Source organism: Mangrovibacter sp. MFB070 (assembly GCF_000705335.1).
Taxonomy (GTDB): Bacteria; Pseudomonadota; Gammaproteobacteria; order Enterobacterales; family Enterobacteriaceae; genus Mangrovibacter; species Mangrovibacter plantisponsor.
The window spans coordinates 1-15,779 of the sequence record NZ_JJMI01000009.1 but is presented as its reverse complement, the minus strand read 5'-3'; the positions used below and the strand labels follow the sequence as shown (position 1 = coordinate 15,779).

Annotated in this window: 16 protein-coding genes and 1 pseudogene; 9 read left to right on the top strand and 8 right to left on the bottom strand. The window is 47.0% G+C overall.

Annotated features, from left to right (window positions below; genetic code table 11):
- Positions 1-33: 33 nt before the first annotated feature.
- From DT73_RS03835 to DT73_RS03825, 3 genes are all read left to right on the top strand, one after another.
- Positions 34-540: a YrhA family protein gene (locus tag DT73_RS03835; protein WP_036104199.1), complete on the top strand. Its 507-nt coding sequence runs from the start codon at positions 34-36 to the stop codon at positions 538-540.
- A gap of 96 nt (positions 541-636) precedes the next feature.
- Positions 637-969: a hypothetical protein gene (locus DT73_RS03830; protein ID WP_036104190.1), complete on the top strand. Its 333-nt coding sequence runs from the start codon at positions 637-639 to the stop codon at positions 967-969.
- Positions 970-1,134: 165 nt separating this feature from the next.
- On the top strand, positions 1,135-1,353 hold the full coding sequence (locus tag DT73_RS03825) for a hypothetical protein (protein WP_036104187.1): 219 nt from the start codon (positions 1,135-1,137) through the stop codon (positions 1,351-1,353).
- Between the two features lie 275 nt (positions 1,354-1,628).
- Here the strand turns inward: DT73_RS03825 and DT73_RS03820 are convergent, their stop codons facing one another.
- The 3 genes from DT73_RS03820 to DT73_RS03815 form a co-directional block, all read right to left on the bottom strand.
- A complete protein-coding gene (locus tag DT73_RS03820; protein WP_036104184.1) occupies positions 1,629-3,242 on the bottom strand; it encodes a restriction endonuclease in 1,614 nt (537 codons plus the stop codon).
- A gap of 337 nt (positions 3,243-3,579) precedes the next feature.
- On the bottom strand, positions 3,580-3,750 hold the full coding sequence (locus DT73_RS25355; protein ID WP_084172233.1) for a tail fiber assembly protein: 171 nt from the start codon (positions 3,748-3,750) through the stop codon (positions 3,580-3,582).
- Between the two features lie 33 nt (positions 3,751-3,783).
- Positions 3,784-4,221, bottom strand: a complete 438-nt coding sequence (locus DT73_RS03815) for a pyocin knob domain-containing protein (RefSeq protein ID WP_152552478.1) — start codon at positions 4,219-4,221, stop codon at positions 3,784-3,786.
- A 191-nt stretch (positions 4,222-4,412) separates the two neighbouring features.
- Between DT73_RS03815 and DT73_RS25350 the strand changes: the two are divergent.
- Positions 4,413-4,855, top strand: a pseudogene (locus tag DT73_RS25350) (tyrosine-type recombinase/integrase); the annotation flags it as partial.
- Between the two features lie 48 nt (positions 4,856-4,903).
- Positions 4,904-5,830: a tRNA 2-thiocytidine(32) synthetase TtcA gene (gene ttcA, locus DT73_RS03805; protein ID WP_036104178.1), complete on the top strand. Its 927-nt coding sequence runs from the start codon at positions 4,904-4,906 to the stop codon at positions 5,828-5,830.
- Positions 5,831-6,327: 497 nt separating this feature from the next.
- On the opposite strand, the gene zntB is transcribed toward ttcA, so the two are convergent.
- Positions 6,328-7,311, bottom strand: coding sequence for a zinc transporter ZntB (gene zntB / locus DT73_RS03800; RefSeq protein ID WP_036104176.1), 984 nt, complete (start codon positions 7,309-7,311; stop codon positions 6,328-6,330).
- 163 nt (positions 7,312-7,474) lie between these two features.
- On the opposite strand from zntB, the gene DT73_RS03795 reads away from it, so the two are divergent.
- The gene (locus DT73_RS03795; RefSeq protein WP_072006899.1) at positions 7,475-8,656 is read left to right on the top strand and encodes a GGDEF domain-containing protein; all 1,182 of its coding nucleotides are present in this window, start codon (positions 7,475-7,477) and stop codon (positions 8,654-8,656) included.
- A 47-nt stretch (positions 8,657-8,703) separates the two neighbouring features.
- Positions 8,704-9,048, top strand: a complete 345-nt coding sequence (locus tag DT73_RS03790; RefSeq protein WP_036104173.1) for a hypothetical protein — start codon at positions 8,704-8,706, stop codon at positions 9,046-9,048.
- Positions 9,049-9,053: 5 nt separating this feature from the next.
- Here DT73_RS03790 and DT73_RS03785 read toward each other — a convergent pair whose 3' ends face one another.
- Together DT73_RS03785 and DT73_RS03780 are read right to left on the bottom strand one after the other, a co-directional pair.
- On the bottom strand, positions 9,054-10,307 hold the full coding sequence (locus tag DT73_RS03785; protein WP_036104170.1) for a mechanosensitive ion channel family protein: 1,254 nt from the start codon (positions 10,305-10,307) through the stop codon (positions 9,054-9,056).
- 318 nt (positions 10,308-10,625) lie between these two features.
- Positions 10,626-12,227, bottom strand: a complete 1,602-nt coding sequence (locus tag DT73_RS03780) for an ABC transporter substrate-binding protein (RefSeq protein ID WP_235234396.1) — start codon at positions 12,225-12,227, stop codon at positions 10,626-10,628.
- 211 nt (positions 12,228-12,438) lie between these two features.
- Between DT73_RS03780 and mpaA the strand changes: the two genes are divergently transcribed.
- A complete protein-coding gene (gene mpaA, locus DT73_RS03775; protein WP_036104164.1) occupies positions 12,439-13,146 on the top strand; it encodes a murein tripeptide amidase MpaA in 708 nt (235 codons plus the stop codon).
- Here the strand turns inward: mpaA and ycjG are convergent.
- On the bottom strand, positions 13,143-14,111 hold the full coding sequence (gene ycjG, locus DT73_RS03770; RefSeq protein ID WP_036104162.1) for an L-Ala-D/L-Glu epimerase: 969 nt from the start codon (positions 14,109-14,111) through the stop codon (positions 13,143-13,145). The two genes, mpaA and ycjG, sit on opposite strands and share 4 nt — an antisense overlap.
- 221 nt (positions 14,112-14,332) lie before the next feature.
- Between ycjG and tpx the strand changes: the two genes are divergently transcribed.
- Positions 14,333-14,839, top strand: a complete 507-nt coding sequence (tpx, locus tag DT73_RS03765; RefSeq protein ID WP_036104160.1) for a thiol peroxidase — start codon at positions 14,333-14,335, stop codon at positions 14,837-14,839.
- 184 nt (positions 14,840-15,023) lie between these two features.
- Here the strand turns inward: tpx and DT73_RS03760 are convergent.
- A partial coding sequence (locus tag DT73_RS03760; protein ID WP_051691260.1) for an autotransporter domain-containing protein occupies positions 15,024-15,779 on the bottom strand: 756 nt, incomplete at its 5' end.

Below are 15,779 nucleotides of genomic sequence, written 5' to 3'. Positions count from 1 at the left end.
GTCATTTACCCAGTAGGGAAATAGGTGATCAATGTGAACGATACCAAACAGTGTATAAACCAATTTAAGAAGCTTATGGTTGCCGACAAGTATCACGTAACTAATCCTGTACCTGCTAAAGTTATGTCAGACTTGATGCAAAGCCTCCCCCCTGCCGATTGGGATGAGACCAAACAAAAAGTATTCTACGATATTCAGAAACTTCTATCAATTAGACCAGAATATGCGCAGCTATTTAATGAAATGGATGGACTGGAATACAATGGCCTAACGATTTATAGTCTTGCTCAGGCAGAAAATGGGATACCCTCATGGGACAACATATACATTCAAAATTTAGACAATCGAGATAATGATATCTATGCCTCGCCACATCTTACTGATAAGGTAATTATCGGCGAAGATGGCATGTCTGTGTTTTGCTACAACTTTACTGATGATATTTTCGAAATCCGTGACAGAGTTGCGCCAGACTACGTGATAGAATCACATAAGGATTTTGCGGATTTTTTAACTACTTTATATTCAACTGTATGTTGATTATCAAATCAATGCAGATATTTATTTTATATGCATTAAGTATCTGTTTTTATTATCTATTATATACGTAATAAAATTATAGCAGGGGGTGGCGCAATGAAGTCTATTTTAGTACCAACCAGCCAAGAATCTATGTCCCGGCTCGATTTTGATAACTGCATTGATGGAGATCTGATTGACATTAATATCAGTGATGACGACTTCAGTGCAATGATGAATTTAGGATTAATAGAATTACTAAATAAATCCCTTGATCTGTATATAGATGAGTTTGAGGATGAAGAGATTGTGGGAAGTGATGAACTAAATCACGCCAAAATAATTATAGAAAATCATTTTACTATCGGTAAGGAAAAAATGGTGGATATTGTATTAACTCAAATAAACAAAGCAATCAAGTATAACACTGGAATATTTTTCTATTTTTGATAATGCGTAGCATGACATCAGCGCTCTTATATCTCAGCAAGCCGTAACACATGAGGCTTTAGCTGATTCACTATAGAAAATAGCTGAAACTTATCAGTGAATTATCTTTTTTAAACACTAACATACAGTTTTCTCACCAGTAATGAAAAATAAAAATTAATACTTATGAATAATAAAAATACAATGAAAGTTGTTATCGCAAGTGACATAGGTTACGAAAAACTCATTGCCGAAATTTACTGTGATGATGCATTTATTGGGCTCATACATCAAGAAGAAGGGGAAAATAATTTAAAAGTCGAATTTTCAAACAGTAACACCCCAATCAGTCTTGAATGGTTACAAGAAGCATTACAGGTGGCCAAGGAAAAATTGCTTCAATAGTACCGAGACTTTTAAGTTAGTCATAACAATGAATATTAAAAAATGAGAACCATATCATTCTCCCCAGGACTGGCTACCGGGTCCGTTATGAGCGAGAAGCGGAGGTTCGGAATGCACACTGAACTATGGGGAGCATGTCAGTTTAATGGTTAGCCAAAAGGGCAGGAATTATCTGCCCTAAGCTAACATCCTTGAATTACTCGACTAAAAAGCTTGTGCTGAATTTCTATTTGTAAACATTTGCGATAAATATTAGTCCGAACCTGGGACAGTAATTAAAAATTGGGGTTGATACGTGCTGATACCCCAGCATGCTCTTTTAAGAGGTAAAGAAGCCCGCCACCATCAATAAGTTCGATTGGTTTGTCTTCGCAGAAACGATATGCATCTTTACCATATTGACTTGTACACACCAGAATACCTTTGTTAGCACCTTCATTCATCATTGTTCCATAAAGATCTCTAACAGAACTGACACCGACAGTATCTTTATATCTTTTAGCCTGAATCACCACTTTGCCACCGAGTATCGGGCGTGTGTCGAATGCCACCGCATCAACGCCACCGTCTTTTGTACCTCTAGTGAGTTTGGTATCCAGTCCCATTTGAGTGAAAAGATTTGATACTAACACCTCAAATTCTGACGGTGAAAGTTCCATAAGGTTTGGTCGCGTTTCAAGGGCTGATAAAGCATCACCTTGTTCAATAAAGCGTTTATCAACCATGTTGAATTCGATAATAGGCTTTACAGCCTGGAGTTCATCTGGTCGCCCTGAAACTTGTGCACCTAAACTTCTAAGGCATGCGCTTTTTTCAACCCTTTCCAGTTTTATTTGCATGAAATCGTCCTTGTAAGCACGGGCAGATACTAATGTGACTTTGGTATCATGCCCACTTGTAGGATCGATAGTTTCGATTACACCGTTAAACAGTACTGACGTTAAAGCAGATGCCTTGTCAGCTTCGAAAAGCTCATGCATTGTGCGGAGTGTGATTGCGGCGATTATGTTTTGATAGAGTTCTTTTATCTCGCCAATCTTTCGCGCCTTGGCATCGATGGCATCTCTCGTTTTGACATATTTGTATTCCAACTCGCGTGGTACTACTGCAATTTCAGGTAAGTTGTATTCAACCAACAACTCCTTGCTGTCAGGTAAATAGGCCAACCTAAAGGTTTGTGGGAAGCCATTTTCAGGATATTCAGACCGTGTCAACACCATTTCGCAATATGCCAGCACGCTGTCAGGATCGCAGTTGAGGTAGTCTTGCTCAAACTGGTCAACTTCGTCGTGCTGACTTTTTATTTCTTCGAGATAAGCAGTTCTTCGGGTCTGATAATCAGCAACTAAAGCATCAAGCTCAACTTTCTGACTTGAAAGTTTAACTGAATGATCTTCCTTGCTTTTACTGAAAGATTCTTCTGCACTCTGCAATTCTCGATAATATTTGTTCTTAACCCATGGGAAAATAGTCTTCCATGCTGCTGGGGCTTTCACGATTTTCATCTCTGGTTCTGGGTCTGGTAAGAGATGCTTGGGCGTTTTGAAGTCTTCGAATTTTGGGTGTTTTTTCAGTGACGAAAAATCAATCGAATCATCAAATTCTAGAGTATGTTCCAGAAGTGTAGAAAGCGCGGAGATATTCTCGTTCAGCTCAGCGTTAAGATCGGAAACTTCATCTTGACGCTCTTCCAAATACATGGCTTTTGCTAACTTATCAGCCTCTTTTTGCTCACGAAGTCTCTGAGCATTATCACGTTTTATTTCGCGCTCAATACGGCGAACCTCGGCAAAATGATGGCGCTCAGACCTCTTACGCTCACGCTCTGCTGCTGCAACGGCTCTGCCTGTAGCACGTATAAAGCCTTCAAATCCTGATCTCCGCCCCATTCCAGTCCCCACAGCCTCCAACAGAAAGTTCAGTTTGCAATAAGTGAAGTTACCTCAGGCAACCATCCATCCAATTAATCTGTAATTAATTTACTCTATTAGCACTAGGCCAATCTACAGTATTTTATAAAAGCAATTAGCTCATATCTTAAAATGCGCAGGTTTGTTGTCTCTTAACCAATCTACAGAGAGCGGGTCATGATCATTAGTTGATTCTGTGAAGATTTACCAAAGTCCGCTTCTGGCACTTAGCAGACACACGACTCACTAATATTCCCTATATCAATTCGGATTAAACAACATAAAAACTCGGTTTTCACCCTCTTCTGTTGATATATCACGAAAAGTGATAATGCTGGTCTCTATCTTCAGGGTTGGTGCAGTCTACGCGGTTCAGGAGCACTGTGTAGCGTTCCAGCGCTTCCAGTCTCACAACCTCCGCTTGCGTTGCCATGTCAAATTTAACTGCACGCGCCAGAGGCGTAATTTCTGCCTCAGCGGAAGCCATAAGCGTAGTTTTAGATGTGAATACTGCAGCAGCCTAGGCACTCATATTCTGTACACGCAAGGCCGAACCCGTCATTACATTCCAGGCACCGAACGTATATCCCACGCCTGTGTTATCTGTTTTCCCCGCCCTCATAAAAATTCTGCCATCATGGCTTTCAATGGTCTGGATAATTGTTCTGTTCCCTGCATTCACCACCTTTACGTACCCATAGATGAAATTATCAGGGTATCCGCCAGACACAGTACCAAATGAAAAGGGATAGTATGTTCCTGGTGTAAACAAGGTATTGAGGTTCCGTGAATTTTCAACTGCCGCAGGCATTGCGTTGAAATCAGCAGGATCGATGACACTCTTCTTCAGGGCAGCCCTTGTGGCGGGGGGCACACCAAGTACCTCCCAAATAACACTTGCATCTTGCGCAACCCCTTTCTGCCGCCTCTTCTGCCCTGTCGGCTTCGGCGCGGACACGGTCAGCTTCTGTTGTAGCCTTCTCTGCACTGGATTGTGAAACTGCTGCCTGTTCCTGAGCACGGTTAACGGCAATGATCGAAGGAAAAGCAACCATTACCTGTACTGCACTTGATAGTGGCGCCAGTGGTTCATGCAAAGTCACAGTCAGTGCCAACGAATAACTAACTGGGGGCGAAAGTCCCCTTCAGGAAACAGATGCGGGAGATCGAGTCATTACACTGCTCGAACCAGCACTGGACGCATTAAAAGCCCAACAAGCACTTACGGCGATGAAACCTAAAACAGGGATTATTTTTTATCATCGGGAGTATGGTCAATGGAATATCAAAACATGCACTTTGTGTTTATGCCCAGAATGCGTAGAGGCGAACAGAAAGCCTACTACTCTTTATCGAGCATCGGTGCGAGATTCAACGCAGCTATAAAACGTGCTGGCATTCGTCGCCGGAATCCGTACCATACGCGGCATACTTTTGCCTGCTGGCTTTTATCTGCCGGCGCTAACCCCTCTTTCATTGCGAGCCAGATGGGGCATGAAAATGCGCAAATGGTTTATGAAGTCTACGGTGCGTGGATTGAAGAATTGAACGGCGAACAGGTGTTGATGCTTAACAATAAGCTGGCGCTTTAAAAAATTTTGCCCCTATTATGCCCCTATTGGCTCCGAAGGTAGTAATAAATGCAAGATAATCAAGACGTTACCAAGAAAGAACAATACAACCTGAATAAACTGCAAAAGCGTCTGCGGCGCAATGTGGGTGAAGCTATCGCTGATTTCAATATGATAGAAGAAGGCGATCGCATTATGGTTTGCCTTTCTGGCGGGAAAGACAGTTACACCATGCTTGAAATACTGCGTAACCTGCAGCAAAGCGCACCAGTAAATTTTACGCTGATTGCAGTAAACCTTGACCAGAAACAGCCTGGTTTCCCCGAGCATATTCTGCCTGAATACCTTGATACCATTGGCGTTGAGTACAAAATTGTTGAAGAGAATACGTACTCTATTGTCAAAGACAAAATTCCTGAAGGCAAAACGACCTGTTCACTTTGCTCACGTTTACGGCGTGGTATTTTGTACCGTACAGCGACTGAACTTGGTGCAACCAAAATTGCGCTCGGTCACCACCGTGATGACATTCTGCAAACCCTGTTTCTCAACATGTTTTATGGCGGCAAGCTTAAAGGCATGCCACCCAAACTGATGAGCGATGATGGCAAACATATTGTTATTCGCCCCCTTGCCTACTGCAGAGAAAAAGATATTGAGCGGTTCTCCACGGCAAAAGCATTTCCAATTATTCCGTGTAACCTGTGTGGTTCGCAGCCTAATTTACAGCGCCAGGTGATTGGCGACATGCTGCGTGACTGGGATAAGCGCTACCCGGGCCGTATTGAGACCATGTTTCGCGCCATGCAGGATGTTGTTCCTTCTCACCTTTGTGACACGGAATTATTCGATTTCAAAGGGATTCACCACGGTAGTGAGGTTGTTGATGGTGGCGATCTGGCTTTTGACCGCCAGGAGATCCCATTAACCCCGGTTGGCTGGGAAGAAGACAGCGAATCGAAAACTCAGCGCCTGGATATCCTGGAAGTAAAATAATTGATGGATACAAAACGGGCTACCAGGCCCGTTTTATATCTCCGCCCCGTTTCCTGATGTGTTAATTCACCTGATACCCCCCGGCTGCGGCCCCGCGGGTTACATGCGTGTTTTATACCTACAACTAATGCACCAAAGGGTGCGGATCAGGATCCGGTACAGGCTCATGAGGCACAGGGTCAGGCCGCGGGTGTGGTTTGGTTACAGGCACCGGCTCCGCGGGAAAAGGGTCACATTTCATATCACCTCCTTTTGCTTCCTGCATAAGCTTAGAACGCCCCGGAAAACAGGCAAAAAAAAGCCGACAAATTTTGTCGGCGTCGTACGAATTAATCTTGCTATGCAGTAATTCAAAAAAGGAAGTAAGACAATATGGAGCGCAACGCCCATCGCTTGACGTTGCATTCACCTGCGAAATTGATATTGCCTTTTTCATCAGGCAAATTTATTGATATGGCTCAATATAATTGCCCCTTTAGTTCGATAATTCTTGTTGTTTACAGCCAGTTACTACGTTTTAACCACACAATAACAGCGACAACAAGAATTACCAACATAAGGCAGAAAAATGCAAAGCCAAACCCCCAGCTACCACCAGGAATACCGCCGAGATTAACGCCAAACAAACCTGTCAGAAATGTACTCGGAAGAAAGACCATAGCCATAAGCGACATGGTATAAGAGCGACGGGATAATGATTCCTGCATCATTTGTGATATTTCATCGGCCATTATTGCAGTACGTGCGATACAGGCATCAATTTCATCCAGCCCACGGCCCAAACGGTCTGCAATATCCTGCATTCGCCGTCTTTCATCGTCATCCATCCATGGCAGGCGTTCACTGGCAAGACGCGCAAACACATCACGTTGTGGTGCCATATAACGGCGCATTACTATGAGTTGCTTGCGCAATAACGCAAGTTGCCCACGCTGAGGAATTTGCTGGTCAAGCAAATCATCTTCCAGATCGATAATCTGATCATGGAGTTGTTCAATAAATTCACTGGCATGGTCAGTTAACGCATCACACACATCAACCAGCCACCCGCCGACATCTTTCGCTCCGGTACCGGATTTCAGGTCATTAATCACATCATCTAAAGCCAGAACCTGACGCTGCCGCGATGTGATTATCATGTTTTCATTGATATACATCCGCATGGCGACCAGTTGGTCCGGGCGTTCATCTGTACTGCCATTGATGCAGCGCAGAGTAATGAAGGTACCTTCACCCATGCGGGTAACGCGTGGGCGCAGGCTTTCTCCGGCCAGCAAGTCTCTTGCCATATCCGGTAACAGAGGGGAATTAGCCAGCCAGTCGGCACTTTGCGGATGGGTATAATTAAGATGCAGCCAGCATGGATGTTGCTTATCAACACATTCGGATTGCTCTAACGGCGCGATGCCACCCATGCCATCAAAACGCCAGGTAAAAACGGCATCAGAAACGAAAAAATCTCGCCCGGTTAACCCACTCAAATCTACCCCCTGTTCACTCTTTGTGTTCCATCATTGTGTTATGCAGATGAAGCTATGACTCAGTTTTTACTATTAATTTAGCAAAATATTACATCTTATATAACATTCTACTAAAATCCTTTGTAGCATTGGTATGTAACACTTTACCCAAAAGGAAGCTGATTTGTTCAGACGTAAAGTATGTAAGGCATTTGACTTGCGCTATGAGCAGACACGCCAGCACGCCATTATTATGAGTGCCAACTGGTTTCTGTGGGTTAACCTTTTGTTCAGTATCGTCATTTTAGTCCGTTACTATTTTAACCCCAGCGTAAATCTTGCCATTCCGGCCGGGCGTGCGGATTTCTCACATTTACCACTATTTGCAGTCATGGTGATAAGCGCTGCGGTGCTGTATATGCTGAAATATTCACCAGACAGGCTCTCGCGTAATATATGGACTATGCTGCGCGTAACGATGCTAATCCTCAGCCTGAACTGGTGCCTGGTATTGTTTTTGTTGTTTGCCAGTGGCGGGCGCCCGGTTATTTTCGCTCTTGCGTCTATCTTATTGCTTACCGGGTTGATAGCACTTTATGTTGATGCTCTGGCGTGGTTTTTGTTCAGTGTGCCACTTCAGGCTGCCATTATTATTACCAGCCTGGTTTTCACCAGCTACATCACCGTAGTGAATGTACTGGCTTATATTGCTCTGGCTTTATTGGTTGAATCTGCCCGGCGCATGCTCAATACCTGGTTTGTTCTCGCCATACACCGGGAACAAGAAAATAACGATTTGATTCAACGCCTGGAAATTCAGGCCAATTGTGACCCTCTTACTGGTTTAGCTAACCGCAGGGCTTTCCAGGTCATGTTAGATAAGGCCGTGCAGCGCGCTTCTTTTCAACAGGGCGACAGCGCCTTCTCAATGCTTATGCTCGATGTCGATAAATTCAAAAACTACAATGATTTTTATGGTCACCAGGCAGGTGACTCATGCCTGATTCAGGTTGCGGAATCTATTGAAAACGCAGTTCGGGCTAACCTGGATTTAGTTGGGCGGTTTGGCGGTGAGGAATTTATTGTTTTATTGCCCCAGGCATCGGCCACGGACGCAGCCGACATTGCAAAGCGGATACAAAGCGCACTCAGCATGCGAAATATTGAGCACATGGCTTCAGATGTTACCAATAAAGTGACAGTAAGTATTGGTATTGCAGAATGGTCGCCCGGGTTGACTGCCAGCCAGTTGGTTTCCCGGGCAGACAGCGCGCTATATTACGCAAAACATAGTGGCCGCAACCAATACCAGATGTTCTTCCCGGCAAATAACCCGGTAAAAGAGCAAACAGTAAAACAGGCTTAAATATTGATATACTGGGTGTATTATAAATTACATCGCAATGGTACCAGATGACTGATAACTGGACACATAACCCACGAGTCAACCTGCGACTCTCTCGCTCCGTTAGTGCTGCCATTCTTGGCGACATCAAAGCACTGCTTCCCCATGAAGGGATTCAAATATTTATTAATGAGCTCGATGATGAAAATTACGCCACACTGGAATGCCAGCAAAATGACGCTATCGCTGCGTTATTGGTGCCCATTTTAGTGGTATGGCGGCAACTGGGCTATATCGGAAATATTGTGTGGCACGGTGGCAAAATCACACGCGATGTTACCGCTGCCACACAATTTCAACTGCTTAGTTTAATGAAAACGCCACTGGCATTATTTGTTATCCGCGAAGCGTGATACGGCTACGAGCCAGTACGCGCAGAGGTAGCAAGGTTGCGCATATCATTCCCCGTTGGCGACTGGTGCACACGTAAACCAAATTCACCAATTACTGCATAGATATGGTCAAAGATATCTGCCTGGATGGCTTCATATTCAAGCCAGGCGACAGTATTGGTGAATGCATAAATCTCCAGCGGTAAGCCATCCACTCCGGGGGATAACTGGCGAACCATGGTAGTCATGTCAGGGTGAATTTTCGGGTGCTGGTTCAGGTACGCAGTCAAATAGGCGCGAAAGGTACCGACATTAGTCATTTGCCGCATATTAAGTACTGATCCAGACTCGTGGTCATTTTCCCGGTTCCAGGCTGATAACTCGTCGTTTTTCTGTGCTAAATAAGGCGTTAAAATACGCGAGTGCTGCAAGTGTGCCAGTTCATCGTCAGAGAGAAAATGGATGCTGGTGGTATCAATATTAATGCTGCGTTTAATGCGGCGCCCGCCAGACTCCGACATCCCCTGCCAGTTTTTAAATGCGTCGGAAACCAGTGCATAGGTTGGGATAGTGGTAATCGTGTTATCCCAGTTTCTGACCTTCACCGTTGTCAGCCCAATATCGGTAACGGCACCGTCAGCGCCATATTTGGGCATTTCCAGCCAGTCCCCCTGGTTTAGCATACGGTTGGCTGAAAGCTGGATTCCAGCCACCAGGCCAAGAATGGGGTCTTTAAATACCAACATGAGCACCGCAGCCATGGCCCCCAGGCCACTAATCAAAATCGCCGGTGATTTGCCAATTAATACTGAAATCATCATGATGCCAATCACGATGGCACTGAGCAGTTTCATGCTCTGGACAATCCCTTTAAGCGGCAGATTCCCGGCGAATGGCAGTTTGCGGGAAACCACAAATGAGACGTCCATCAGGGAGAAAAAGGCCAGCAGCCCATACAGCATCACCCATAACTGTGCTGCAGTGAGTAAAAACAAACTGGCTTCACTCCCCACCTCTAACCACAGTAAAGCCTGAATGTGCACAATAATACCCTGCAGCACGAAGGCCAGGCGGCGAAACAGATGGTGCTGGGTAATAACCTGCAGCCAGAGCTTGTTACTGCTTTGCGCGCGCTTTTCAAAAGCACGTAACACCAGGCGGTGTAAAATGAGGTGAACAACGACAGCCGTAAACAAAATGATCGCTAATACCGATACCAGCGCCATTGAGTTAGTTAAATTAATGCCGTAACGCCCGGCAAAATGCATGAGTTCCTGCATACAATCTCCTTTTTATTCAGGCGCTATCTTGCCTTCCCATAATCCATGGTGCAATGGTTGTAACATACAGAATGGACGAGCTTTGATGCTAATGGTTGGCTAAAAGATAATAGAGACGATGAACTTCAGAGGCAGATAAGAGGGATTTGCCCCTCCGGCGCTTATCTCCGGCACTCACAATGTGGTGTTAGCTCTTTGGGGGCAAAACGATAATAAGATATCAGATAAATCTGATCAACACTCCTGTGGGCAAAAATCGCCCGGCATCACAAATTGTGGCCTAATCCTGGCACAACCCCGCCTGCAGCATAGCCTGCGTTAATGCTTAATGATGTACATTGTCCGGCTGTAAGCGACATCTTCAGGGTTGTCTATTGGGTAACCTTTAACCCAGGGTTTAATCAAACGCCCGTTGGTGTACTGGTAAATCGGCGCAATTGGGGCCTGTTCCGCGAGGATTTTTTCGGCTTCATCATAGTCTTTATTGCGCGCTTTTTCGTTTGTTTCACTGGCAGCCTGGGCAATAATTTTGTCGTAAGCACTGGAGCTGAAACGAGAAATGTTGCCACTGTTAGTGGATGTCAGAAGAGATAAAAATGTTGATGCTTCATTGTAATCACCAATCCATGAAGCACGGATAACATCAAAGTCCCCGCTACGGCGGCTATCGAGATATGTCTTCCACTCCTGGTTTTTAAGGGTGACTTCAGCACCCAGTGCTTTACGCCACATTGAAGCAATGGCAATGGCAATTTTTTGGTGGTTTTCTGACGTATTGTACAGCAGTGAAAGCTTAAGCGGTTTTTCAGGCCCGTAGCCTGCAGCTTTCAGCAACATTTTTGCCTGCGAATCTCGCTCTTCCTGCGTCATTTCCTGGAATAAAGCCGGTTGTGGCGTGAACCCTTGAGTAACATCTGGCGTAAAATGCCAGGCGGGTTTTTCGCCGGTACCCAGAACCTTATGAGCAATAATATCGCGGTCAATAGTCAGACTAAGCGCTACACGCACGCGTTGATCTGCTGTCGGCCCTTTTTGAGTATTAAACGCGTAGTAATATGTGCCTAACTGAGGCGGTGTATAGACTTGCCCTGGAATAGTTTCCAGCAGCTTGTGGTACATATTCTTCGGGAAGGACTCAGTTATATCAATGCCACCGGACAAATAACGCTTAGTTGCCGATGATTCCTGGTTAATCGGAATAAATGTCACTTTGGTGAGTACTGTTTTGGCATTATCCCAATACTGCCTGTTAGGTGTTACGACCAGTTTCTCATTGACGACTCTGGAAGCCAGTACAAAAGCGCCATTACCCACCAGGTTTCCCGGTCGCGTCCAGTCATTACCATATTTTTCCACTGTTGCCTGTTTTACTGGATAAAGCGCAAAGCTGGCTGTTAGCAGTGGGAAAAAAGGCACGTTTTTATCAAGCTGTACCTGCAGGGTTCGGCTGTCAAGCGCACTGACACCCAGCTTTTCCGGAGCCATTTTCCCTTCAATAATAGCCTGGGCATTATCTATTCCGGCTAATGCAGCAAATGATGCAAAAGGTGAGCTGGTCTTCGGGTCTACCAGGCGGCGCCAGCTATAAACAAAGTCTTCTGCAGTGACCGGAGAACCGTCAGACCAGCGGGCATCGGGCCTCAGAGTGAACGTCCAGATACGGTTGTTATTGGTCTGCCACTTTGTTGCCACACCGGGGATCAGTGCTCCGGTAGCATCCTGATTAGTAAGCCCTTCAAACAAATCACGAATTACCTGAATTTCCGGTAACCCAACTGCTTTAGCAGGGTCCAGTGATGCAGGTTCATCTTTAATATGGCGATTTAATTCCTGCTGTGCAGCAAGTTGAGTTCCTGGCGGCACATCGGCAGCAAAGGTAGCCGCTGTGGCTCCACCAACGATAATCACACTGCAAAGCATTCGGGTAACAAGTTTCATTTGGCAGCCCTGGTTAGATTCTATCTTTTCCGCACTGATCGGAACTTTTGATAATTATTTGTTTTGATAGGAAGAATTGCAAATATTCTGTAATACTTTGTTGTAAGTTTTGCGGCAAACTGCACGAACGCCTGCCAGACAGCCGCTCAAACTGATGCGTCCCGGTTAACGTTTTCTGACAACAAGGTGATTTATGCCACTTTCACGTGCGAGACAATTCCGCGGTAATTTCCAGACACCCGCACAACAATACGGCGCCAGCGTTGGTGGAGCTCAGTTGCTCTGGTACCCGGCCACAGAAATGCAACCCTCCGCAGGGTTGATTATGGCCGGAACACACGGTGACGAAACCGCAAGCGTTATCACCTTATCCTGTGCACTGCGCACTTTAGAAGAAACACACCGCCGCCACCATGTCATTCTTTGTGTTAACCCGGATGGTTGCCAGAGTGGTTTGCGTGCCAACTTGCGCGGAGTGGATTTGAACCGGAATTTTCCGGCAGCTAACTGGAAACCTGGCGAGACAGTTTATCGCTGGAACACGCAGGCACCGGTTCGTGATGTAAAACTCTCAGCAGGTGAATTTGCCGGTTCCGAGCCAGAAACCCAGGCATTGTGCCAGTTAATCACCCGAATAAAACCGGCCTGGGCGGTGTCATTTCATGAGCCATTAGCCTGCGTTGAAGACCCATACCGCACACCACTCGGGGAATGGCTGGCAACCACACTGATGTTACCCCTGGTTACCAGCGTGGGTTATGCCACGCCGGGTTCATTTGGCAGTTGGTGCAAAGATAACAGCCTGCCGTGTATTACAGCCGAACTACCACCGGTATCAGCAGACCTCGCCTGCGAGCGTTATCTGGATGGATTTACCAGCCTGCTTACTTATAAGGGTTAAAAATGTAACATGCCCGGTGTGAAGTTAAGCCCGGGCTCAACATCCACTGCCAGCCACGTTGGGCCATCCAGGTCCAAAAAACGGGCTGAAGGTACTAATGGTAACGCTGCAGTGATAGCTCGTGAGGTACACAGCATGCAACCTAACATAATCTCAAAACCTGCAGCTATTGCCGCCTGTTGTAATAATAATGCCTCTGTCAGCCCACCCGTTTTATCAAGCTTAATATTGACCATGTCATAGTAGCCAGACAGCGCTTCCAGGTGTGACCGCGTATGGCAGGATTCATCTGCACACACAGGCAATGGGTGAATAAAATTGGCCAGTGCGGAGTCTTCACTGGCTGGCAAGGGTTGCTCCAGCATAGCCACTTTAAGGTCTGCAAGCAGTTGGCAACGGGCTGCAAGCCCTTCCACATGCCATGATTCGTTAGCATCAACAATCAGTGTTGCATCCGGCACCGCGGCACAAATAGCAACCATGCGCTCCGTTATCAGGCGGTCGTCGAGTTTTACTTTCAATAAATGCGCACCACTCAACCAGAGCCGCTGTGCTGCCTGCGCCATACGCTCCGGGGTATCGATGACCACGGTTTGCGCCATTACCACACTTTCTGGCAAGGGGGTTTGCAGGTATTGCGGCAGCGCCAGCCCTGCGAGGCGGGCCTCAAGATCCCATAATGCACAGTCTACTGCGTTGCGGGCGGCACCTGCAGGCAGTGCATCCTGCAATTCATTACGGTTCATTCCCAGCTCCAGGGCAGGCAGGATACTTACCACCTGAGCCATCACCGAAGCCGCTGTTTCCCCATAACGCAAATAAGGTGTGCACTCCCCTACACCTTTGACCCCAGATTCATCCATGACTTCGACCACCACAACAGTAGCCTGTTCACGCGTTCCGCGGGCAATCGTAAAGGGGGTATTAAGTGGCCATGATTCCTCGTACACACTGATATTTTTCATCACGGTTTTTCCCTTTTATGTTTCATGCAGTATATACCCTTGCCCCAGATTAGCTTCACGGACATCGGTTCAGAATTCTGGTGTAAATACCTCTCCTGCGGCTCTCTGTTAACTGTTTTGGGGCTACAATTGCCGGGATGTAAATAATTTTTTATATTCATTCGCTATGAGTTGGCTTACACTAGCTTAAGCGTTAACAATATGAGAACAGGAAAATAACTATGTCACAACTCGTTCATTTTCAGGGTAACCCGGTTGCCGTTAAAGGTCAGATCCCTCAGGCTGGTAGTGCTGCTGCGGCATTCACTCTGGTCGCAAAAGACCTTGCAGATATCTCCCTGAGCCACTACGCGGGTAAACGTAAAGTTCTGAATATTTTCCCAAGCATTGATACTGGTGTTTGCGCGGCATCTGTTCGCAAATTTAACCAACTGGCTACTGAAATGGATAACACCGTTGTGTTGTGCATTTCTGCTGACCTGCCATTTGCCCAGTCTCGCTTCTGTGGCGCTGAAGGCCTCAGCAACGTCGTGACACTTTCTACTCTGCGCCACCCTGAATTCCAGGATACTTATGGTGTGGGGATTGATGATGGTGCACTGAAAGGCCTGACCGCCCGTGCTGTTGTCGTGATCAACGAGAAAGATGAAGTGATTTTCAGCCAACTGGTCAATGAAATCACCGAAGAGCCAGATTACAGTGCTGCACTGGCCGCACTGAAAGGCTGATTGTATAAAAAACCTCTGGTATACCAAGAGGTAAAATGACTGCATACCCGCTAAGTAACCTTGTTGGTTTGCAACCAAAGCACTGCACTGCGCAGTGCTTTTTTTATATCGGTATATTGAAGAACCACGGGAAGTACGGTTATGCCTGCACTTCCCGTGGTTTACCTGCGGTTTGCCGAAATTATCAGAAATGGTGCGTCAGGTTTAACAGGAAGCCTTTGTCCTGTGCGCCGTCTTCACGCCAGTGGAACGCATTCGCCCCAATGTCCAGGCTGCCCTGGCGGTAGTGCGCGCCCGCCGTGGCCTGGCTGTTCACCCCGCCACCGCGTTTGCCGTCTTCCACCCGGAACTGCTGCCCTGAGGCTCCTGCCAGGCTGGCCGTGCGCCCCTGGCGGCTGAATGCCAGGTTCGGCCCCGCTTCCAGTACCGCCTGCGCGCCCCAGCCACGGTCACCGGACCAGTTCAGGTGCAGCCCGGTTACCGCGTCCACCGCCGTTTCCGTGTAACGCTGCATGCTCAGGTTGAAATCCCCTGCTCCGCGCTCCTGCATGCCGCCGGTCATCTGGTGGCGCAGCGCCACGCCAGCGAACGGTTTCACATGCAGGTTATCGCCCAGCTTCAGGGTTTTCGCCCCTTCACTGCGCAGTGCCAGCTGCTGAATGTGCACGTCGCTGCGGGCACTGTTGCGCACCCCTTCAAAGCGGATGTCGCGGCGGCTGTCCAGCTGGTGGCGGTCGTAACGCAGGCTGTTGTGCCAGCCCAGGTTATCTCCCAGGCTCAGGTGGTGGCTCAGCCCGAAGAACTGGCTGTAACCGCCGGTCAGCCCGTTGTCCCCGGCGCGGCTCATGGCGTTGCCGCCACTGCCGGACAGGCGGGCCATACCGTAGTGCGCTTCCAGTTCACCAAAACCACTGTCAAAGCGCTGGCCCAGCGCCACCAT